Below are 21,342 nucleotides of genomic sequence, written 5' to 3'. Positions count from 1 at the left end.
TAAGTATTTTTTAGGAAACAGCAAAATGAAAACCGAAAAAAAGAAATCGCTTTCTATATGATATATAATGGCGGCAGCACACAATTTAATCTCTGAAGAAAGCATTAAGCACAGAAAAACAACGTTTTTCTGTCATTTTGTGAAATGTTTAAGAGGAAACGCTTGCAGTTTAATAATTAATCGTTAACTTTGCACTCACAAGATAAATTACACGCAAACCACGCAGAATATGAGTCAACTGATTAAACCGAAAGACTATAAAGCATTGCTCGACATGCGCCAGACGGAGCAGGGCATCAAGCAAATAAAGGAATTCTTCCAGCAGAACCTCTCCACCGAGCTTCGGCTCCGTCGTGTCACGGCCCCGCTCTTTGTGCTGCAGGGACTGGGCATCAACGACGATCTGAACGGCGTGGAGCGTCCGGTGACTTTCCCCATCAAGGATTTGGGCGATGCCAGAGCCGAAGTGGTGCACTCGCTGGCCAAGTGGAAACGGCTGACTCTTGCCGAATACGAGATAGAGCCGGGATATGGCATTTACACTGACATGAATGCCATACGAGCCGATGAAGAGCTCGACAATCTGCACTCACTCTATGTGGATCAGTGGGACTGGGAGGCCGTTATCACGGGCGAACAGCGCACCCTCGGACACTTGCAAGACGTGGTGCGGCGCATCTATGCCGCCATCCTGCGCACGGAGTTCATGACCTGTGAAATCTATCCTCAGCTCAAGCCTTTCCTGCCCGCGGACATCCATTTCATCCATAGTCAGGAGCTGCTGGACATGTATCCCGGCCTGAGCCCCAAGGAACGTGAGGATGCCATCTGCAAGAAATACGGCGCAGTGTTCGTTGAAGGCATCGGCAGCAAGCTGTCTGACGGAAAGAAACACGACGGCCGCGCCCCCGACTACGACGATTGGTCGACTGTGGCCGAGAACGGACGGCAAGGGCTCAACGGCGACATACTCATTTGGTATCCCGTGCTGGGCCGCTCAGTTGAGCTGAGCTCCATGGGCATCCGCGTGGATCGGGAGGCATTGCTGCGCCAGCTGCAGGCCGAGGGAAAGGAGGAGCGTGGGCAGCTCTACTTCCATCGCCGCCTGCTCGAGGGCAAGCTGCCGCAGAGCATCGGCGGCGGTATCGGGCAGAGCCGCCTGTGCATGCTCATGTTGCACAAGGCCCACATCGGCGAGATTCAGGCCAGTATCTGGCCCGACGAGATGTACAAGGAGTGCGAGGCATGGGGCATGCCGCTCATCTGAACGGGCTCCCGCGCCACGGGACAAATTGAATGACGAAGCCTCCCCGACCAGACCGGGGAGGCTTCGACGTTTCATGGCCCTGCGAAAGTGGCGTAAGGGCGGAGCGAACACGCCGTAATCGGCCAGCGTTTGTGGCGTTTTCGCCAGACGTTTGCGGCGTAAAGATTGAACGTTCAGGCCGTTGTGGATGTTGGTTCAAGATGTAATGAGGGTTTTGCCAGGCGGTTGCGGCTGAATGAAAGAAGCCTTGGCAACAATGGGCCAAGGGAGGGTGCAATGTGGAGGGGGCGGTGTTCAGGCCAGTTCCAGCCCCAAATGCTCGCGCAGTTTTTCGATGGCGGGGTTGCGCTGGCGCAGTTCGTCGAAGAGTTCGCGCTTGGTAAACACGCGGCGCATGTCGCCGGGATCGGCCAGTCTCAGCGTGAGGTCGATGTCGGCATTGCCCAGCGTCTTGCGCATGGTGGCGCGGATGCTGCCTTTTATCTCGTTGATTTGTCCCAATAGAATCTCATTGTCGAGCACCACTTCTATGTTGGGATAGTCGGCAATGTGGGGTGTGAGGTTCTTCAGCCGGGCCGCCAGTCCCACCAGTTGCTGTGGCATGCGGTTGCACATCAGGGTCCATTGCATGCCCAACTCGGCCTCGGTGAACCTGCGGGCTTCGTCCGGCGTGGGGGCGGGAGAGGCCTCTTCGGTCTTGGCAACCGCATAATCGGGCTGCTCCGGGCCGCGGCGGAGGTCGTTGAAAGTCATGCCGATGTTGCGCAGTTTGATGCGTGGGCCTATCGGCGCGGGCTTGTCGGTCGGTGTGCCCGGTGCGGCGGGCGGCGTGATGGGGCTGGCTGCCGGTTTGTCATCGGCTGCATGGCCAGGCGAGGAGAGGGTGGGGGAAGAAGTTTCCGGGCGGCTCTGTACCAGAGCCGCCGGTTGCGTGGTCGTCCCATCCCCGGCCACCTGCGATGCCGTTATGGGTTGGGAGGTCTTGATGTTCTTGAACAGGGTTTTCAATCTCTTGGGGCAACGCCCCGCTCCGGCGGCGTCATCGTCTTCGGGCTGTGTGATCTGGGCCACGCGGATGAGCGTCAGTTCGGCCAGCAGACGCTTGTTGCTGCTCTGCCTGTAGTTGACGTCGCACTCGTTGAGAATCCTTAGCGCCTTGTAGAGAAAGGGTATGGGGCACTTCTTCGCCTGCTCCTGATAGCGCAGTCGTTGCGGCTGACTCGCCTCGAGCAGGGGCAGCGTCTGCGCATCGCGGGCCATGAGCACGTTGCGCACGTGCGAGGCCAGCCCGTTTACAAGGTGTCCGGCATCGAAGCCTTTGGCCACAAGCCCGTCGAGTAACAGCATGATGTCGCTCACTTGGTTGGCCAAGGCCAGGTCGATGATGCGGAAGTAGTTGTCGGCATCGAGCACGTTGAGGTCTTCGAGCACCTTTTGATAGGTGATGTTCCCTTGGCAGAAGCTCGCCACCTGGTCGAAAATGGAGAGGGCGTCGCGCATGCCCCCGTCGGCTTTCTCGGCGATGACGCTCAGCGCCTCCTCCTCATAGCCGATGCCTTCCTTGTCGGCTACCATCTTCAGATGCCCGATAATCTCGGGCACGGCCATGCGCTCGAAGTCGTAAATCTGGCACCGTGAGAGGATGGTGGGCAGAATCTTGTGCTTCTCGGTGGTGGCCAACACGAAGATGACATGGTGCGGCGGCTCCTCCAGCGTCTTGAGAAAGGCGTTGAAGGCGGCCGTGGAGAGCATGTGCACCTCGTCGATGATGAACACCTTGTAACGGCCCGTCTGTGGTGGGATGAGCGTCTGATCCATGAGGGTCTTGATGTTTTCCACGGAGTTGTTGCTGGCCGCATCGAGCTCGAAGATGTTCATTGAGCGGCCCTCGTTGAACGACCGGCAGCTCTCGCACGTGTCGCAGGCCTCGCCATCGGGTGTGGGATGCTCGCAGTTGATGGTCTTGGCAAAGATACGTGCACACGTCGTCTTGCCCACGCCGCGCGGTCCACAGAAGAGGTAGGCATGGGCCAGCTTGCCACTCCTGACGGCATTCTTGAGCGTGGTGGTGAGGGCTTCCTGCCCCACCACCGAGCTGAACGTCATCGGGCGGTATTTTCTGGCCGATACGATATAGTTGTCCATAATGCTGTGCTGTTGTTTGGCGTTGCAAAGTTAGTGCAAATTGGGAGAAAGGCAAAACAAAAAATGTGTTTTCTTTTGCTTTTTCCTTGATTTGCATTATCTTTGCAAACGTTTATAGAGAAAGAATTATGAGCAGCAAACTGGGCTTCGTCTGGAACATTCTGGCACGCTACAAGTATCTGATTACAGTGGTTGTCGGAGTGGCCGTTGTGGGTTTTATAGACGACAACAGCTTTCTCCGCCGCATACAATATGACCTTCAAATCAGCCAGTTGAAAGATGAAATCAAGAAGTACAATGTACAGAACGAGCAGGCCACCAACGCTTTGCGCGAGCTCAGGCGCACGCCCAAGGCCATAGAAAGGATAGCCCGCGAACGCTATTTCATGAAGGCCGACGACGAGGATATTTACGTGCTGAGCACCGATGTGCAGCCGGCGGGCGAAGACCAGAACCAACCTATCGAAAGTAATGAAGCAATTAAGTAAGTTCCAGAGCGTGCTCTTCCTGACGGGGGGCACGTTGATGGTAGTGGGTGCCGGCGGCTTTGCGCTGATGTGGCAGCAGCCGGTGATGTGCTGGGTGTTCCTGCTGGGCGCCCTGCTGTTTGCGCTGATGCAGATTGCACAGAGCTATGAAGGGCGCGACGTCACCATTCGGCGGCTGAAGCGCATCCAGGGACTGGCCGACCTCCTTTTTATATTTTCTGGCATCCTGATGGCCGACAGTGCGTGGGGATTCTTCCGTCCGCTGTTTTCGAGCATGGTAGATTATGTGAACCTGGTGTACAACAAGTGGGTTGTCCTGCTGCTCATTGCTGCTGCGTTGGAGGTCTACACCGTGCACCGGCTCGACCACGAACTATCCAAAAAAAAACTAAAAGAGTAGGCGAGAACTTTAAATTGAATGAATTTTCTTTTCCGCTTCGCAAATACACATTATCTTTGTGCTACTCGAACAAGCAACGTTTATGAATAAAGTTTTATACGCAGTCATCGGTATTCTGAGCCTCACTTCGTGCGCCAATACGTTCAGCATCACAGGTTCGTCCAATGTCTCGACACTCGACGGCCAGAAGCTCTACCTAAAGGTGTACAAAGATACGGCGCTCAAGAGTCTGGATTCCTGCGACGTGGTGCACGGCCAGTTCCACTTTCAGGGCTCCATCGACTCGGTGCGCGTGGCCAACATATTCATGGACGACAACACAGGACTGCCCGTAGTGCTGGAAAGCGGCGATATCGTGGTGAAGATAGACAACACGCAGGAGAGCGTGACGGGTACGCCGCTCAACGACAAACTCTCGGCCTTCCGCGAGAAATTCACCCAGCTCATGAACCAGAGCATGGATCTTGTACACAAGCATGACCAGGCCATTATGAACGGCCGCGACATGAATGCTGTGAATGCACGGCTGGCCGCAGAGGACGCAAGCCTCAACCAGAAGATGGACAAGCTGGTGACAGGATTCGTTACCGAGAACTTCGACAACGTGCTGGGGCCCTACGTGTTCATCAATACTTGCATGAGCCGCTACCGGGTTCCCATGCTCGATGCCTGGATAGAAGACATCATGAGCAAGGCCACCGACAAGTTCAAGAACGACCCGCAGGTGAAAGAATATTACGAGACCGCCCAGCAAAACCAGAACATCATGAACGGCATGCAGGAGCCGCCCCATGCCGCCGGCCAGCCGGTGGCGCCGCCTATGGACGGCCCCACGCCCAACCAGATGGCAGCCCCACAGCCGGCTCCGCAGACCGCAGGGCCGATGCCCGCACAAGCCGAATGACCGAACGACTCACCAAAGGCTGACATATGAAGACAATCATTGAGGGTGGACGAATTGTCAATGAGGGACGCTCATTCGAGGGAACCGTCATCGTAGAAGACGACCTCATCCTCGACATCCTGGAAGGCACAGCATCTCCCCGTGGAAGCTACGACAAGTGCGTAGATGCCACGGGGTGCTTCGTCCTGCCCGGCATCATCGACGAGCACGTGCATTTCCGCGAGCCCGGGCTCACCCGCAAGGCCGACATCGAGAGCGAGAGCCGTGCCGCAGCCTTTGGCGGCGTCACCTCTTATCTGGAGATGCCCAACACCGTGCCGCAGACCGTCACGCTGGAAGCCCTCGACGAGAAATACCGGCTGGCCGCCACGAAGAGCCATGTGAACTATGGCTTCTTCTTCGGAGCCACCAGCGACAACGTCCCGCTCTTTGCACGGCTGGACGCCACTCGCATTCCCGGCATCAAACTCTTCATGGGAGCCTCCACGGGCAACATGCTTGTCGATCGGCTGGACGCCCTGCGCACCGTCTTTGCCACCTGCGCCGAGCTCGGTCTTCCCTTGATGACCCATTGCGAGGACACGGCCCTCATCAATCGGAACATGGCCGAAGCCAAGCGCCGGTATGGCGACGACCCCGATATCTGCCATCATCCCCTCATCCGGTCGGCCGAAGCCTGTATGGCCAGTTCGTCGTTGGCTGTGCAGCTGACCCGTGAACTGGGCACGCGGCTGCACATTGCCCATGTCACCACAGCACGCGAGCTCGACCTGTTCACCCCCATTGATTCTGCCGGCCGGCTGCCCTCCATCACGGGCGAGGCCGTCATAGCCCACCTCTGGTTTGCCGACGACGACTATCGCCGGCTGGGCGCCCTCATCAAGTGCAACCCCTCGGTGAAGACCGCTGCCGACCGCGAGGCATTGCGCCGTGCACTCACCGACGGGCGCATCACTGCCGTGGGCACCGACCATGCCCCACACGAGCCGGCCGACAAGCAGGGAGGCTGCGCCCAGGCTGCCTCGGGCATGCCAATGATTCAGTTCTCCCTTGTTACAATGCTCGAGCTGGTCGATGCCGGCGTGCTCCCGATAGAGCGGTTGGTGGAACTCATGTGCCATCACCCGGCACGGCTGTTCAGTGTGAGCGGCCGCGGGTTCCTGCGTCCGGGCTACAAGGCCGACGTGGCCATCGTGAAGCGCGGGGAGCCGTGGACGGTAACGCCCGACATGGTGCAGAGCAAGTGTGGCTGGAGTCCCGTCATGGGCCAGCGGTATCACTGGCAGGTAAGACAGACGCTCTGCAACGGGCGTGTGATTTACGACCGCGGCCGGTTCTTACCCGATAGTCGGGGCGAGGCCCTGCGGTTCAGAATGGAGGCAGACGAAGTGCCCGGACGCAAACAAAAATAGGTGCAAGCATGAAACTGACCTACGATATTAGTGAGGTGAGACCCTATATCAACTGGATTTACTTTTTCCATGCCTGGAGCATGAATGGCTTGGGTGGGGCCGAGAAAGATGCTCTGCTGGCTGATGCCGGGCAGATGCTCGACAGCTGGCAGGGACTCTGCCACACCTACGCCGTGTTCGAGGTGCTGGAAGCCAACAGCGACGGCGACGACCTGCTGATTGGCAGCGTGCGGATTCCCATGCTGCGACAGCAGCGGCCAGCAGTGGCGGGACAGTCCAACTTGTGCCTTGCCGATTTTGTTCGGCCGCTTGCCTCGGGTGTCAAGGATCGGGTAGGGGCCTTTGCCACCACCGTAGACCCTAGTATGGAGAAAGTTCATCGCGACGATGTGTACCTGCACTTGCTCTCGCAGGTGCTCTGCGACCGGCTGGCTGAGGCCACGGCCGAGCTGATGCACCTGCAGGTGCGCCGCACGTATTGGGGCTATGCACCCGACGAAAATCTCTCCATGAGCGATTTGCTGGCCGAACGCTATCAGGGCATCCGCCCGGCTGTGGGTTATCCCTCGTTGCCCGATACGAGCCTCAACTTCATTCTTTCCGACTTGGTCGGGATGAAGCAGATCGGCATACAGCTCACCGAGACCGGCATGATGCAGCCCCACGCCTCGGTGTCGGGCCTGATGTTTGCCCACCCCCAAGCCCGGTATTTTGACCTGGGACAGATTGGCGACGATCAGTTGCACGACTATGCCCGCCGCCGCGGGTTGCCAGTGGCGTATGTGCGCCGCTTCCTCAGTACCCGTCTCGCCGCCCCGGCCTCTGTTTAGGTTTGTGTCTTTTCCCCGTTTCATCCTTTCATTCCCCAAGTTGTCTTGATAGCCCGCATCCTCATTCCCATCATTCTGGCCATTGTGCTGCCCGACCTTTATTTCGATCAGCACTATTGGAAACGCCGCTTTGCCCGTCGGTGGTGGTGGCGGTTGGCCTGGTGGCTGCCCGGTGTGCTGATGCTGGCTTACACTGTTGGACTGGCCTCCATCCGCAATTTTGCGCCAGACGACCTCATGTGGATCAACGTTTATCTGTTTCTCCTGGGGCTTGTCGTGGTGCCCAAGGCACTCTTTGCCCTGTGCTCCGGACTGGGCCTGGCCTGGTGCCGATGGCGCCACACTTACCGCAACTGGGGCAATCTGGTGGCTGTTGGATTGACGATTGGTGTCTGGTACATGCTTGGCTATGGAACCACGATAGGGCTGCGCAAGCTGGAAGTGAATCATGTGGACGTGTATTTCAACGACCTTCCTGCCGCTTTCGACGGCTACCGCATCGTGCAGTTCACCGATGCCCACGTGGGTACGTTCACCGGGAGCCGGCTTCCACTGCTGCAGCGCGACCTGGACAGCATCAATGCCCAGCAGCCCGACCTCATTGCCTTTACGGGCGACTTGCAGAATATGCGGCCGCGCGAGATTCACCCGGTGGCTTCCATGCTGGCCGGGCTGCGTGCCCGCGACGGCGTTGTCTCGGTGTTGGGCAATCATGATTATAGCGAATATACCGACGAGGAACCGGCTGTTGAGGCTGCTAACCGCGCTGAAACCATTGCCTTGCAACGGCAGTGTGGGTGGCGATTGCTACTCAACGAGCATGTCGTCATTCGTCGGGGGCGTGACTCGCTCGTGGTGGCGGGCGAGCAAAATTGGGAGAAACCCGACAGTTCTGACTTCGTGCGCACCATGCAGGGCGTGGGCAAAGGAGCCTTTGTGGTGATGCTGCAACACAATCCTAAGGCTTGGGATGCCGAAATCAGGCCCAGCCAGCGTGTACAGCTCACCCTGAGCGGCCATGTGCATGGCGGCCAGATTGCCCTGTTCGGCCTGCGTCCCACCCAGCTGCACTACCATCAGGACTTCGGTCTCTACCAGTCCGGGGGCAGTGCTCTCTATGTTTCGGCCGGCATAGGCGGACTCATTCCTTTCCGCTTTGGGGCCTCGCCCGAGATAGCTGTCATCACCCTGCACCGCGTGGCGGCACCTGCCGGGCATCTCCGTTCTCCCCAATCACGCTCCGCAAACACTTACACAACAAAACCATGAAATATCTCTATCGCATTTATCAGTTGTTCATCGTGCTGCCCATATTCCTGGTGGCCACGATTCTCACGGCCTGTACCACGGTGGTGGGTTGCTTTCTGGGCAACGGTCATGTCTGGGGATATTATCCCGGTCGTCTGTGGTCGCGCCTCACGGTGACGCTGCTGCTGTTGCCGGTCAAGGTGGAGGGCCGCGAGCATCTGCGGCCCGGGCAGTCGTATGTCTTCGTGGCCAACCATCAAGGCATGTTCGACATCTTCCTGATTTATGGTTTCCTGAACCGCAACTTCAAGTGGATGATGAAGAAAGCCCTGCGCAAAATGCCTTTCATCGGTATTGCCTGTCAGTATGCCCACCACATCTTTGTGGATCGCAGCGGTCCTTCCAAGGTGCGCGAGACCTACGACCAGGCCAGTGAAATCCTGCGCGAGGGTATGTCGCTTGTGGTGTTTCCCGAGGGTGCCCGCACCTTTACCGGCCACATGGGACTCTTCCGCCGGGGGGCGTTCATGCTGGCCGACGAGTTGCAGTTGCCCGTCTGCCCGCTCACCATCAATGGGTCGTTCAATGTCATGCCCCGCATGCGGGACGGCAAGTGGTGCACTTGGCACCGGCTTCGACTCACCATTCACGAACCGGTGGAACCCATCGGTAAGGGGCGTGAGAACATCGACCATCTGAAAGACCGCAGCTATGAGGCCGTGATGGGCGGGCTGGTGCCCGAGTATCAGGGCTACGTGGAGAATCCAGACCAATAAAAAAGCATTTCCTCTCCGAAATTACATGGACATCGCGAGTGCTCTTTCCCATTTATTTTATACTTTTGCATCACACAGAAAACTCATATCATTATGTACGAAAGCGACTCTATCATCATTATACCCACCTATAACGAGAAAGAGAACGTGGAGAAAATCGTCCGCGCCGTCTTCTCGCTGGATAAGTGCTTCCACGTTCTGGTCATCGACGATGGCAGTCCAGACGGCACGGCACAGATAGTGCACCGCCTGATGGAGCAAGAGTTTGCCGACCGCCTTTTCATCATTGAGCGGACGGGCAAACAAGGGTTGGGCACTGCCTATATCACGGGGTTCAAGTGGGCGTTGGCCCATGCCTACGAGTATGTTTTTGAGATGGACGCCGACTTCAGCCACAGCCCGGCTGACCTGCCGCGGCTTTATGCCACCTGTCATGACGAGGGGGCAGACGTGGCCGTAGGCTCCCGCTATGTGACGGGGGTCAATGTGGTGAATTGGCCTATCGGCCGTGTCTTGATGAGTTACTTCGCTTCGCAATACGTACAGACGGTGACAGGCTTCGACGTGCACGACACGACGGCCGGTTTCGTGTGCTATCGTCGTCGTGTGCTGGAGGCTATTGAGCTGGATAAAATCCGTTTCAAAGGCTATGCCTTCCAGATAGAAATGAAATATACGGCCTACAAGATAGGTTTTAAAATCAAAGAGGTGTCCGTAGTTTTCGTCAACCGCAGGGAGGGCACCAGCAAGATGAGTGGTGGAATCTTCAGCGAAGCATTCTTCGGCGTGATGCGTTTGCGGCTGGACGGATGGTTCCGCAAATATCCACAGCTTCCCAGGGCATAGCCGTGAAGACAGACGCCCGATGATATGAACATCACAGACTTACAGACATTATACAGGGGGCTGCCGCAGAGCGGGGCCCTCGTCAAGTTGTTGGGAGACGACACGGTGAAGACCATCTCCCTGCAGGGACTGGTGGCTTCCTCGGCTCCCATATTTTTTTCTGCCTTGGCAGACAAGTCGAAGAATGTGTTCCTGTTTATACTTCAGGATGCCGACGAGGCCGGCTACTTCTACAATGACCTGCGGGAATGTTCGGGGCAGGCGGATACCGTTCTCTTTTTCCCATCGGGCTACCGGCGTGCCGTGAAGTACGGCCAGCGCGATGCTGCCAACGAGATACTGCGCACCGAGGTGCTGGCAGCCCTGGCCGCTGCCCAGACGGCAGGTTTGGCTGGGCACGGGCTGTTCGTCGTGAGCCATCCCGAGGCCATTGCCGAACTCGTTGTTTCGCAGACCCATCTGGACGAGCGGCGCATCTCTCTCAAGACGGCACAGCAAATCGACATTACCACTTTGGAACATCGGCTGCGCGATTTGGGCTTCACGGAGAAAGACTATGTGTATGAACCCGGACAGTTTGCCGTGCGTGGCAGCATCATCGACGTGTATTCTTTTTCCAGCGAGCTGCCTTTCCGCATAGATTTTTTCGGTGACGAGATTGATTCCATCCGCACATTCTCCGTGGAAGACCAACTGTCCAAAGACCGCAAGACCGAAGTTGAGATTGTGCCCGAGCTGGCTGCGCTGGCCACAGAGCGGGTGCCCTTTCTGCAATTTCTGCCTCTGAACGCTGTGTTGGTGGCCAAGGATTTCGGCTATGTGCGTGACGTGATCGACCGCATCTACCACGAAGGATTCTCCGGCCAGGTTGTTACCGAGCGTATGGAGGGGGCAACCGAGATGGAACAGGCACGCATCCGCAAGGAAATGACACGCGAAAGCGTGCTGTGTCCGGCATCGCTGTTTGTGGATGAATCAGAAAAATTCAAGCAGGTTTTGCTGTCTGCGGCAGCAGATATGGCTGGCAAAGGAGAGGCCGAGGCCGCCGTTACTTTCCATATTTCGCCGCAACCGTTATTCCATAAAAACTTTAACCTGCTGAGACAATCGCTCGAAGACTTTATCCTGCAAGGCTACAAGCTCTATATTCTGGCCGACAGCCGGAAACAACAACAGCGGCTCAAGGACATCTTCGACGAGATGGGAGCCGACCCGGAGCGGTCGCTGGCCAACGCGCAGCGGTCGGGCATTGATTTCACACCCGTGGACAAGACGGTGCACGAGGGGTTTACTGACCACGATCTGCGGACATGTTTCTTCACCGATCATCAGATTTTCGACCGGTTCCACAAGTACAACCTCAAGTCGGACAAGGCACGGGCCGGCAAGATGGCCCTCACCATGAAAGAACTGCAAGAGATGGAGCCTGGTGACTTCATTGTGCATGTAGACTTCGGTATCGGCAAATTTGGTGGCTTGGTACGCGTGCCCATAGCTGTTGGGGATGGCCGGGGAGGGACTTCCGGGGGAGACTCTTATCAAGAGGTTATCCGCATTATCTATCAGAACAATGACAAGGTGGATGTCTCCATTCACTCGCTCTATAAGATTTCCAAGTATCGGAGCAGTGATGCCGGCGAGGCCCCGCGCCTCAGCACATTGGGCACAGGAGCTTGGGAACGGCTGAAAGAGAAGACCAAGAAGCGCATCAAGGACATAGCGCGGGACCTTATCCGGCTCTATGCCAAACGCCGGCATGAGCGGGGATACGCTTTCAGTGCAGACTCGTTCATGCAGCATGAACTGGAGGCGAGCTTCCTCTATGAGGATACGCCCGACCAGCTGAAAGCCACACAGGACGTGAAAGCCGACATGGAACGGGCGCAGCCGATGGATCGGCTCATTTGCGGCGACGTGGGATTCGGAAAAACCGAGATAGCCGTGCGCGCAGCTTTCAAGGCTGCCTACGATTCCAAGCAGGTGGCAGTGCTCGTATCTACCACGGTGCTGGCGTTCCAGCACTATCAGACTTTCCGCGACCGACTGAAAGATTTTCCTGTGCGCGTGGACTATCTGACGCGGGCCCGAAGCACCAAACAGACCAAGCAGGTGACGGAAGATCTGGAAGCCGGCAAGATAGACATCATTGTGGGTACCCACAAGTTGTTGGGAAAGGCTGTGAAGTGGCACGACTTGGGGCTGCTCATCATCGACGAGGAGCACAAGTTCGGCGTGTCTACCAAGGAGAAGCTGCGCAAGCTTAAGACCAATGTGGACACCATCACCATGTCGGCTACGCCCATTCCTCGCACATTGCAGTTCTCGCTCATGGGAGCCCGGGACATGAGCATCATGCGCACGCCGCCGCCCAACCGCTACCCCATACACACCGAACTGGCCACCTATGGCCATGAGGTGATAGCCGATGCCATCAATTTCGAGATGAGCCGCAACGGGCAAGTGTTCTTTGTGAGCAACCGTATCTCGGGTCTTGGAGAGATAGCCGAACTCATTCATAAGTATGTGCCCGACTGTCGCGTGGCCATCGGGCACGGGCAGATGCCGCCCGAAGAGCTGGAAAAGATCATCATGGGCTTCATCAACTACGACTATGACGTGCTGCTTTCCACCACGATAGTGGAGAATGGCATCGACATTCCCAACGCCAATACCATTATCATTAACCAAGCCAACCACTTCGGACTGTCTGACTTGCACCAGATGCGGGGACGTGTGGGCCGGAGCAACCGCAAGGCTTTCTGCTATCTGCTGGCTCCACCCAAGAGTGTGCTTACTCCCGAGGCACGCCGTCGGCTTGAGGCACTGGAGACATTTTCTGAGCTGGGCAGTGGCTTCAACCTGGCCATGCAGGACCTCGACATCCGCGGGGCAGGCAATCTGTTGGGTTCCGAACAAAGTGGATTCATGGAGGATCTGGGCTACGAGACCTATCAGAAAATCCTGAACCAGGCCGTGACCGAACTGAAGAATGAGGAGTTTGGAGAGCTTTATGCCGAGGACATCCGGCAGGGACGTGAGGTGTCGGGCAATGAGTTTGTGGAGGACTGTGCCTTGGAGAGCGATCTTGAAATGTACTATCCAGACACCTATGTACCGGGCAGCAGCGAGCGCATGTTGCTTTATCGCGAACTTGACAACATAGAGACCGACGACGACCTCGCGGCCTACCGTCAGCGGCTGGTAGACCGCTTTGGCCCCGTGCCGCCCGAGGGTGAGGAGCTGATGCAGGTGGTGAGTCTGCGTCGGGTGGGCAAGCGGCTGGGCTGCGAGAAAGTGATTTTGCGTCAGGGCATGATGAACTTGCAGTTTGTCTCCAATCAAGACAGTCCTTTCTATCAGAGCAAGACTTTTGGCCGCATCATCCGCTATGTCATGGCCAATCCTCGACGCTGCAACTTCAAGGATGCCCATGGCCGTCGGCTCATCCACATCACTTCAGTTTCCTCTGTTTCAGAGGCGGTTGCGGTGTTGCGGGCCATGGAGCGGCAGGAAATGACGAATTGACGGCCGTTCCCAGTTCATTTTTTCTCGAACCAGCGACTTTTTGGCCTTTCCCAGTCCGTTTTTTCTCAAAACGACGACTTTTTTAGCCTTTCCCAGTCCGTTTTTTTCAAAACAGCAACTTTTTAACCTTTCCCAGTCCGTTTTTTCTCTAAACGACGACTTTTTAGTCTTTCCCAGTTCGTTTTTTATGTAAATGGCCTATGAGAAACTATTTTTGAAGTTGGCTTTCTGCAAGCCGTAGCCTTTCTTTCGGTCGATGGCGAAGAGGGCGAGCGACAGTAATACTCCGCCCCCGGCAAAGCAAGCGAAAACCGACAGGCTGGTGGTATAGCTGGCGTCAATGTCGTTCAGCCGGCCAATGAGCATAGGTACAAGTGCAAGGCCAATGTTTTGGATGTAATAGATAATGGAGTAGGCAGAGCCCAGCATCTTGATGGGAACAATTTTGGGCACGCTTGGCCATAGGGCTGAGGGTACCAGAGAGAATGAAATGCCGATGAGCACCATGATGAATAGTGCGAATCCAGTGTTGTGTATGGCGGGGATAGCCAGGCCGATGTGGCATAGGGTAAGGACGATGCAGCCCGCGAACATGAGTTGAACACCCCTGCCCAGACGATCGTAGAGGGTTCCAAAAAGCGGTGTAAGCACAATGGTGCCATAAGGGATGACGGCCACTATCCAGCCTGCTGTCGTTTCGGGCACACCATATTTGCTAATCATGAGGTCGGTGGCAAACTTCATGAATGGACGGATGGAACTGTAGAAGAAAACACAGAGTAGGGCGATGAGCCAGAAACCGGGATTGCGCAATACTTGCAAGAGGTCGCGAAACCGGAAGCTGTCTTTGGCGAGGCGAGTGGCGACGGATGTTTCGGTGTGGGTGGCTTGGGCTCTTTGGTTGTAGTTCCGGTTCATCAAGGTGTAACTTGCAAAGAGCAGAAATCCGATGAGCAGTACGCCCACGCCTACCAATATCGGCGACGAAATGCCCCACTTCTCTGCAATGAGCGGACTGAAACTCAGTGCCGATGCCGTGCCCAGTCGGGCCATAGCCACTTGAATGCCCATGGCAGAGGCCAACTCGTACCCCGTGAACCACTTGGTGATCACCTTGGATACGGTGATGCCCGTGATGTCGCACCCTACTCCGAAGAGTCCAAAGCCCAAGGAGGCGGCCAGCACCTGCGCCTTGATTTGGGCAGGAACAAGCCCGAAGAAACTGACGTGGGTGAGAATGATATGGTGTGGATCCATGTATCGGATGGCATAAAAATTGATGGCAGCACCGGTCAGCATGGCCCCTGTGGCCAACAGTCCGGCAAAGCAGATGCCATATTTGTCAATAAGAATTCCTCCGAGGAAGAGCATCAAAAGGAAGACATTGAAAAACGAATAGCTGCCGGCATAGAATCCATATTCAGCTTGGGTCCAACCCATGCCACCCTCATTGACGGGCATTCTGAGTGAAGTGGAGATAGGGGAAACAATATCCCAGAAGACGTAACCGGCCATCATGACCGTGGCAACAAGGAAAAGTACCGTCCATCGCGTCTTTCGTGATGCTGATGGCAGGGCGGGACGGCAGTCTGCTGTGGTGTTCATGGTATGGGAAAGGGGGAATAACGAACGGACGCATGCCGTCATGGCATACGTCCGATGGTGATGGTTAAGCCTTGATGTTGGGCTCTTCAAGTCCGAGTCCTTTCTTCTTGTCGACCACCTTGAGGATAAGGCCGATGACCAATGCAGCCACGCCAAGACCTGCAAGCATGATGAGCGGTGCTGTGTAGTCGAGCTGTGTGGCATCAATGATGCCGGGATTGGTCTGGTCGAGCACCTTGCCAATAAGTAGCGGGAAGAGCCATAGGCCGATATTCTGAATCCAGAAAATCAGGGCATAGGCCGAGCCTATAATCTTGGCATCGACAAGTTTGGGCACGCTGGGCCACAGGGAGGCAGGCACAAGAGAGAACGAAGAGCCGAGGACAAGGATGGTGAGGTAGGCCACGACCACTCCGCCGGCCTGGCTCTCCTTGAACAGCGGCAGGATGAAAGCAAAGGTGAGATGACATGCAATGAGCAGGAGCGAACCCAACACGAGCATGGAAGCGGCCTTGCCCTTATGGTCAACATAGTTGCCCAAGATGGGAGTGATGCCCACGGCGAGCAAGGGGAATACGGCAAAGACCGACTCGGCCGACTGGCGCATGTAGCCCATATAACAATAGGCAACGAGCGATACAATGGAGAGGCAGAGCATACCATACTTCACGGACTTGTTTTTCATGAAGTTAAACATGAACGCAGTCACGGCCACAAGCAGCATAATGCCATACTGGATGATAGTTACCGAAGTTGAGGCCCAGAAAGAATCTGCCGGAACCTCGGTAAAAGTCAGGTTGCACTGAAGCATGTTCACGGCATATTTCTGGAAAGGGAAGATAGCCGAATAGTAGAGCACGCAGAGCAATGATACAAGCCAGAAGCCGCTGCTGGTGAGAATTTGTCCCAAGTCGCTGATTTTGAAAGGGTCGTCCTTCTCTTCCGCTTCACCGGTCTGCGCATCGAGTTTCTTGTCCATGAAGAAATAAATCACCAGCATCATAAGGGCAATGCAGAGCAGCACCACGCCAAAAGCCACAGAGCGTGAAACGTCTACGTGGCCGCCGAACTTGGCAAAGAACGGGAAAAAATCATGCAAGTGGCCACACCCAGACGAGCCAAGGCCATCTCGGACCCCATGGCCAGAGCCATCTCACGGCCTTTAAACCACTTCACGATACCGCGTGATACGGTGATGCCGCCCATCTCTGTGCCACAGCCAAAAATCATAAAGCCGCAGGCTGCCAGTTTGGCCGAAGCCGGCATACCTTCATAGAAAGGCGATACGCCCAGCTGCTCGAAGATGGGGATATGGTTGAGGTGGTTGGTAAACCATGCTTCGAGCGGACTGCCAATGAAGCTTTCGCTGACGGCGTAGTACTTGATACAGGCACCAAGGAGCATGACCATGCCGGAGAGTACGGCAGTGAAGCGCACTCCCATCTTGTCGAGGATGATTCCTGCAAAGATGAGAAAGAAGACAAACACGTTGAGAAACGTTTCGGAGCCCTGCATGGTACCGAAAGCCGTGGAGTCCCAGCCGCGTTCGGTGAGCATCAAATCCTTGATGGGCGAGAGGATGTCGACGAAGATGTAGGCACAGAACATGGCCAGTGCCAGAAGCAACAGGGCCGTCCATCGGAATGCGGCCGAGTCTCTAAGTGTTTTCTGAATTTGTTGAGTCATCGTTTAATGTTTTGTAGTTATTGCTTTAGCCAGCGGTCAAGCCAATTGAAATATGTGCGTTGCCAGAGTATGCCATTCTGTGGTTTGAGCACCCAATGATTCTCGTCGGGATAGATGAGGAGCTCTGCCGGGATGCCACGCAAGCGGGCGGCATTGAAAGCTCCGAAGCCCTGATTGGCGTTGATGCGGTAGTCTTTCTCGCCATGGATGCAGAGAATGGGCGTGTCCCACTGGTCTACAAAGCGATGGGGGCTGTTGTCATAGGTGCGTTTGGCTGCTGCAGTCTGGTCATGATTCCAATAGGCATCGTCGTATTCCCAGTTGGAGAACCAAGCCTCCTCTGTGTCGGTGTACATGGATTCAAGGTTGAATGCGCCGTCGTGGGCGATGAAACACTTGAAGCGTTTGTTGTGGTGCCCGGCCAGATAGTAGACGGAGAAACCTCCGAACGAGGCGCCTACGGCACCAAGTCGGTCCTTGTCCACATAGGGTAGGTTGTTGGCTGCATCATCAATGGCCGAGAGATAGTCGGCCATGCACTGTCCGGTCCAGTCCTGACTGATGGCCTCGTTCCATGTGCTGCCGAAACCAGGGAGCCCGCGACGGTTGGGGGCCACGACGATATAGCCGTGGGCAGCCATGATAAACATGTTCCAGCGGAAGCTCCAAAATTGGCTCACGGGGCTTTGTGGGCCTCCTTCACAGAAGAGCAGGGTGGGGTATTTCTTATTGGCATCGAAGTGCGGCGGCAGGATAATCCACACCAGTTCCTGCTTGCCATCGGTGGTCTTCACCCAGCGTTGCTCCACCTTGGGTTGGGCCAATTGATCGAGAATATGCTTGTTCTCGGCTGTAATCTGAGCCACGGCCGATTTCTTTTCCTTTTTATTTGGGGTTATTACATAGAGGTCATCGGGCTGCAAATAAGAGTGACGACTGACGAGCAACTGGCGAGTATTGCCCAATAGTTGCACCGAGCCGTAGTCGAACCAACCGTCGGTAAGCTGCATCACCTGGCCGTCAAGGTTGGTTTGGTACACCATTTCTACGGCATGCCATACACCAACAAAGTAGAGAGTTTTCGAGTCAGTGCCCCAGCAGTAGTCGTCTACGTTGGAGTCAAATTGTTCGGTGACGTATTTCTTTTCGCCTGTCTTCAGGTTGTAAACGCAGAGCCGGTTGCGATCGCTTTCGTATCCGTTACGGGCCATGCTCTGCCAAGCCACATACTGACCGTCGGGGGAGAACTTAGGGTTGATGTCGTAACCCACGTTCATATCCCCTGCCTGATGATTCACGGCTTGGTTGCGCATACTCTTGGTGGGGTCAATCTTTGGCTCCACATACCCATCCGGCTTGCAGAGATTACGTGTCTGACGGGTAGCCATGTCATAAAGAAAGATGTCGGCATCGGTCGAGATGGCATAGTCCACGCCCGTTTTCTTGCGGCAGGTATAGGCTATCTGCTTGGAGTCGCTGCTCCATGCAATCTGCTCGATACCGCCAAACGGTGCCATGGGACATTCGTAGGGTTCACCAGCCATGATGTCCAAGCCGTCGGAAACACTGTTGCCATGAACCTCGGCCACAAAGGGATGGGGAATCGATTCCACGTAGTGGTCCCAGTGACGATAGTTCAGGTCGGTGACAAGGCGGCCGGTAGCATTGGGCAGGTCGTCTGGATTTTTCTGTATCGACTCATGATAGTCAAGACTCTTGATGAGTACCACGTGTTGTCCGTCTGGCGAAAAGCGGAACCCCTCGATGTCGACTTTGGAGTGGGTGAGCTGTTCGCGGCCTGTTCCGTCGGGGTTCATCTTCCACAGCTGCCCTTCGCGCAAGAAAGCAATTTTACGGCCCGCCTCAATCCAAGAGGGGTCGCTTTCGTTCTTGTCATCATGGGTGAGCTGTATTGGGCGTGCAATGTTCTTGCCTGTTTGAACCGGCTGAACGAAGAGCATGGTGTGGCTCTTGTTCTCTTTCACGCTATAATAACTCACCTGATAGACCACCTGCTTGCCGTCGGACGAAGCCTGTTGTCCACCGATGCGGCCCATGGCCCAGAGAGCCTCCGGGGTCATGAGGTCACTGGCGAGCGTTATGTTGTTTTTTTGAATCATGGGTTGTGCATTGATTTGTGGGCTGCCTATGAGGAGCGCCCCCAGTGCCAGAGCTATTGTTTGGTTCTTCATCGTGATTGAATGTTGAGGGTAGACAGGAAATGACAGGAACTTATGGGCAAACCATGAGCTACAATGCCGCTGTTGCCAATAAGTTCCTATCCCTATGATTTGATTTTAGAGTCCTTTCTTCTTTCGGTTCATTTCGTCCTGCTTGCGTCTCTGCTCTTCCATCTGCTGTTGCTGCATCTGTTGCAAAGCCTGCATACGGGCCATCATGCCTTTCATCTTTTTCGGGTTGTTCTGGTTCTCCTTATAGCGCGATTCCAGAATGGCGAGCAGTTTTTCCTCGTTTGTAGTCTTGCGCAAAGCATACATAATGCCGGCCGACATGATAAGGGAGATGAAGTAGTAGAAGTTAAGTCCTGATGAATAGTCGTTGAAAATGAAGAAGAACATCAGCGGCATGAGATACATCATCCACTGCATCATCTTCATCTGCTCCGCCTGCTGGCCTACCATCTGGTCTTTCTGCATCTGCATGGTAAACCAACTGTAGATAATCTGGGCGGCACAGAAGAGTACGCAAGTGAGCGAGAGGTGATCCCCAATGAGCCAAATGTTGGCATTCCACTGGAAGATGGGGTCATAGGTGGAGAGGTCGTGCATCCAGAGAAAACTTTGTCCACGCAGCTGAATGGCATTGGGCACGAAGTTGAACATGGCGATCCAGATAGGCATTTGGATGAGCATGGGCAGACAGCCCGAGAGGGGCGACACGCCATATTTGGCGTATTCAGCCATCATGGCTTGTTGTTTCTGCATCTGGTCTTCCGGTTTGTCGTACTGTCTGGTGGCGGCATCGAGTTTCGGTTTGAGCACGCGCATCTTTGCCGAACTCATGTAGCTTTTCTTCACCATGGGGTAGGTGATGGCCTTGAGCAACAAGGTAATGAGGATGAGCACCACACCCATGGGGAACCATTTGCTCAGCCAGTCGAACACGTAGATGGTGAACCAGCGGTTGATGTAGCGGAACAGGGGCCAGCCCAGATAGACCAGTCGCTGCATCTGCAGGTCTTTTCCGAAAGCATTTTCTTTCTCTACTTTCTGGAGCAACCGGAAGTCATTGGGACCGTAGTAAAAATCGAACTCGGACGGAACTTTACCGCTCGGGTCGAAGAACGACTTCATCTTGGCTTCATATTGTTTGAGATAGCCCGTCTCTTTCTGCAGGGGGATAGAGGTGAGCAGGGCATGATCGCCAAGGTCTTTCTTGGCAATCATCACAGCAGAGAAGAACTGATTCTTGAAAGCCACCCAGTCAATGTTTGCCTCAATGTCCTTGTCTATCTTCTCAGAAGTCTCGCTCAGATAGTCGGTGCCACCCTCGCTCTCATGATAGGTAAGCGTGGCATATCGGTTTTCAAAGTTGAACCCCTTTTCCTGTTGCCGCACTTTATCCTGCCAATTGATGGCCATTGTATTGGTGTTGGGTGCAAAGAGCCCCTCCATTCCGTCTGCCTGGAGTGCCAGATGGAGCATGTAGTCATGTCCCAAACGATAGACGAGGCTGATGGTTTTTCCTGTTGCAGCCTGTGCGGTAAAGGTGATCGTGGTGTCGCTCACGGCCGACGGCTGGAAATAAAGGTCGGCCGTAGAGATGTTGAAATCCTTGCCGGCAAGCGTGTAGCTGAGGCTTTGGTCGTTGCCTTGAAAGAGTACAACTCCCTTGCCGCCGGTTATGTTGTCCCTATAGTTCTTGACAACGGCTTTCTTCACCTGCGCTCCCTTGGTAGAAAATGTGAGTTCCACCTTGTCGTTGTGCAGGGTGATTTCCCGGGCTTGGCCGGTCAGAGCCGTGTAGAAAAGGGCTGTAGTGTCTTCCTGAATCTTCTGTTGGGTTTCTTGTTTCTTTTTGAATGCGGCAGCCTTGGCGGCTTTCTCAGCCTTTGCGCGGTTGGCCTGTGCCGTGGAATCCTTGACGAATTGGGCCCGTTGCTCTTCTTGCGAGGGCTGGGAATACCAGCTGAATCCGATCAGGACCACGCCGATGAGCACGAAGCCGATAATTGAGTTTTTGTCCATAA

At 55.3% G+C, this 21,342-nt stretch carries 14 protein-coding genes and 1 pseudogene; 10 read left to right on the top strand and 5 right to left on the bottom strand.

Going from position 1 to position 21,342, the window contains the following annotated elements:
• Nucleotides 1–229: 229 nt before the first annotated feature.
• The gene (gene asnA / locus L888_RS0108440; protein ID WP_005843676.1) at nucleotides 230–1,267 is read left to right on the top strand and encodes an aspartate--ammonia ligase; all 1,038 of its coding nucleotides are present in this window, start codon (nucleotides 230–232) and stop codon (nucleotides 1,265–1,267) included.
• A gap of 294 nt (nucleotides 1,268–1,561) precedes the next feature.
• Here the strand turns inward: asnA and L888_RS0108435 are convergent, their stop codons facing one another.
• Nucleotides 1,562–3,412, bottom strand: coding sequence for a DNA polymerase III subunit gamma/tau (locus tag L888_RS0108435; RefSeq protein WP_027952579.1), 1,851 nt, complete (start codon nucleotides 3,410–3,412; stop codon nucleotides 1,562–1,564).
• Nucleotides 3,413–3,540: 128 nt separating this feature from the next.
• On the opposite strand from L888_RS0108435, the gene L888_RS0108430 reads away from it, so the two are divergent.
• The 9 genes from L888_RS0108430 (at nucleotide 3,541) to mfd (ending at nucleotide 13,841) form a co-directional block, all read left to right on the top strand.
• A complete protein-coding gene (locus tag L888_RS0108430) occupies nucleotides 3,541–3,900 on the top strand; it encodes an FtsB family cell division protein (protein WP_027952578.1) in 360 nt (119 codons plus the stop codon).
• On the top strand, nucleotides 3,884–4,300 hold the full coding sequence (locus tag L888_RS0108425) for a hypothetical protein (RefSeq protein ID WP_005843673.1): 417 nt from the start codon (nucleotides 3,884–3,886) through the stop codon (nucleotides 4,298–4,300). Before L888_RS0108430 ends, L888_RS0108425 begins: the two co-directional genes overlap by 17 nt.
• Nucleotides 4,301–4,382: 82 nt before the next feature.
• A complete protein-coding gene (locus L888_RS0108420) occupies nucleotides 4,383–5,204 on the top strand; it encodes a DUF4369 domain-containing protein (protein ID WP_027952577.1) in 822 nt (273 codons plus the stop codon).
• A 26-nt stretch (nucleotides 5,205–5,230) separates the two neighbouring features.
• Nucleotides 5,231–6,616, top strand: coding sequence for a dihydroorotase (locus L888_RS0108415; protein ID WP_027952576.1), 1,386 nt, complete (start codon nucleotides 5,231–5,233; stop codon nucleotides 6,614–6,616).
• Between the two features lie 8 nt (nucleotides 6,617–6,624).
• Nucleotides 6,625–7,446, top strand: a complete 822-nt coding sequence (locus L888_RS0108410; protein WP_005843670.1) for a vitamin B12 dependent-methionine synthase activation domain-containing protein — start codon at nucleotides 6,625–6,627, stop codon at nucleotides 7,444–7,446.
• Between the two features lie 45 nt (nucleotides 7,447–7,491).
• Nucleotides 7,492–8,715 carry a metallophosphoesterase gene (locus L888_RS0108405; protein WP_027952575.1) on the top strand — a complete coding sequence of 408 codons (1,224 nt, stop codon included), beginning with the start codon at nucleotides 7,492–7,494 and terminating at the stop codon, nucleotides 8,713–8,715.
• Nucleotides 8,712–9,470: a lysophospholipid acyltransferase family protein gene (locus L888_RS0108400; RefSeq protein ID WP_027952574.1), complete on the top strand. Its 759-nt coding sequence runs from the start codon at nucleotides 8,712–8,714 to the stop codon at nucleotides 9,468–9,470. The genes L888_RS0108405 and L888_RS0108400 overlap by 4 nt, the downstream gene beginning before the upstream one ends.
• Before the next feature lie 93 nt (nucleotides 9,471–9,563).
• Nucleotides 9,564–10,316, top strand: coding sequence for a polyprenol monophosphomannose synthase (locus L888_RS0108395; RefSeq protein WP_027952573.1), 753 nt, complete (start codon nucleotides 9,564–9,566; stop codon nucleotides 10,314–10,316).
• Nucleotides 10,317–10,340: 24 nt separating this feature from the next.
• Complete coding sequence (gene mfd / locus L888_RS0108390; protein ID WP_027952572.1) at nucleotides 10,341–13,841, top strand: transcription-repair coupling factor; 3,501 nt, start codon at nucleotides 10,341–10,343, stop codon at nucleotides 13,839–13,841.
• A 198-nt stretch (nucleotides 13,842–14,039) separates the two neighbouring features.
• Here the strand turns inward: mfd and L888_RS0108385 are convergent, their stop codons facing one another.
• From L888_RS0108385 to yidC, 4 genes and pseudogenes are all read right to left on the bottom strand, one after another.
• A complete protein-coding gene (locus L888_RS0108385) occupies nucleotides 14,040–15,446 on the bottom strand; it encodes an MFS transporter (protein ID WP_027952571.1) in 1,407 nt (468 codons plus the stop codon).
• Nucleotides 15,447–15,510: 64 nt separating this feature from the next.
• A pseudogene (locus L888_RS13505) lies at nucleotides 15,511–17,132 on the bottom strand (MFS transporter).
• Nucleotides 17,133–17,149: 17 nt separating this feature from the next.
• Nucleotides 17,150–19,324: a S9 family peptidase gene (locus tag L888_RS0108375; protein WP_027952570.1), complete on the bottom strand. Its 2,175-nt coding sequence runs from the start codon at nucleotides 19,322–19,324 to the stop codon at nucleotides 17,150–17,152.
• Between the two features lie 105 nt (nucleotides 19,325–19,429).
• Nucleotides 19,430–21,340, bottom strand: coding sequence for a membrane protein insertase YidC (gene yidC, locus L888_RS0108370; RefSeq protein ID WP_027952569.1), 1,911 nt, complete (start codon nucleotides 21,338–21,340; stop codon nucleotides 19,430–19,432).
• Nucleotides 21,341–21,342 lie beyond the last annotated feature (2 nt).

Origin of the sequence: Hallella seregens ATCC 51272 (genome assembly GCF_000518545.1) — a bacterium.
In the GTDB taxonomy this organism is placed as follows: Bacteria; Bacteroidota; Bacteroidia; order Bacteroidales; family Bacteroidaceae; genus Prevotella; species Prevotella seregens.
The sequence above is the reverse complement of the archived record's forward strand: the minus strand, read 5'-3'. Positions and strand labels throughout refer to the sequence as shown.

Bases quoted from the DNA above. Each gene is read 5' to 3' on its own strand.
- L888_RS0108410 (WP_005843670.1), top strand. From the start codon at position 6,625: ATGAAACTGACCTACGATATTAGTGAGGTGAGACCCTATATCAACTGG.
- L888_RS0108425 (WP_005843673.1), top strand. From the start codon at position 3,884: ATGAAGCAATTAAGTAAGTTCCAGAGCGTGCTCTTCCTGACGGGGGGC.
- L888_RS0108395 (WP_027952573.1), top strand. From the start codon at position 9,564: ATGTACGAAAGCGACTCTATCATCATTATACCCACCTATAACGAGAAA.
- L888_RS0108420 (WP_027952577.1), top strand. From the start codon at position 4,383: ATGAATAAAGTTTTATACGCAGTCATCGGTATTCTGAGCCTCACTTCG.
- asnA (WP_005843676.1), top strand. From the start codon at position 230: ATGAGTCAACTGATTAAACCGAAAGACTATAAAGCATTGCTCGACATG.
- L888_RS0108415 (WP_027952576.1), top strand. From the start codon at position 5,231: ATGAAGACAATCATTGAGGGTGGACGAATTGTCAATGAGGGACGCTCA.
- yidC (WP_027952569.1), bottom strand. From the start codon at position 21,340: ATGGACAAAAACTCAATTATCGGCTTCGTGCTCATCGGCGTGGTCCTG.
- L888_RS0108375 (WP_027952570.1), bottom strand. From the start codon at position 19,324: ATGAAGAACCAAACAATAGCTCTGGCACTGGGGGCGCTCCTCATAGGC.
- L888_RS0108430 (WP_027952578.1), top strand. From the start codon at position 3,541: ATGAGCAGCAAACTGGGCTTCGTCTGGAACATTCTGGCACGCTACAAG.
- L888_RS0108385 (WP_027952571.1), bottom strand. From the start codon at position 15,446: ATGAACACCACAGCAGACTGCCGTCCCGCCCTGCCATCAGCATCACGA.
- mfd (WP_027952572.1), top strand. From the start codon at position 10,341: ATGAACATCACAGACTTACAGACATTATACAGGGGGCTGCCGCAGAGC.
- L888_RS0108435 (WP_027952579.1), bottom strand. From the start codon at position 3,412: ATGGACAACTATATCGTATCGGCCAGAAAATACCGCCCGATGACGTTC.
- L888_RS0108400 (WP_027952574.1), top strand. From the start codon at position 8,712: ATGAAATATCTCTATCGCATTTATCAGTTGTTCATCGTGCTGCCCATA.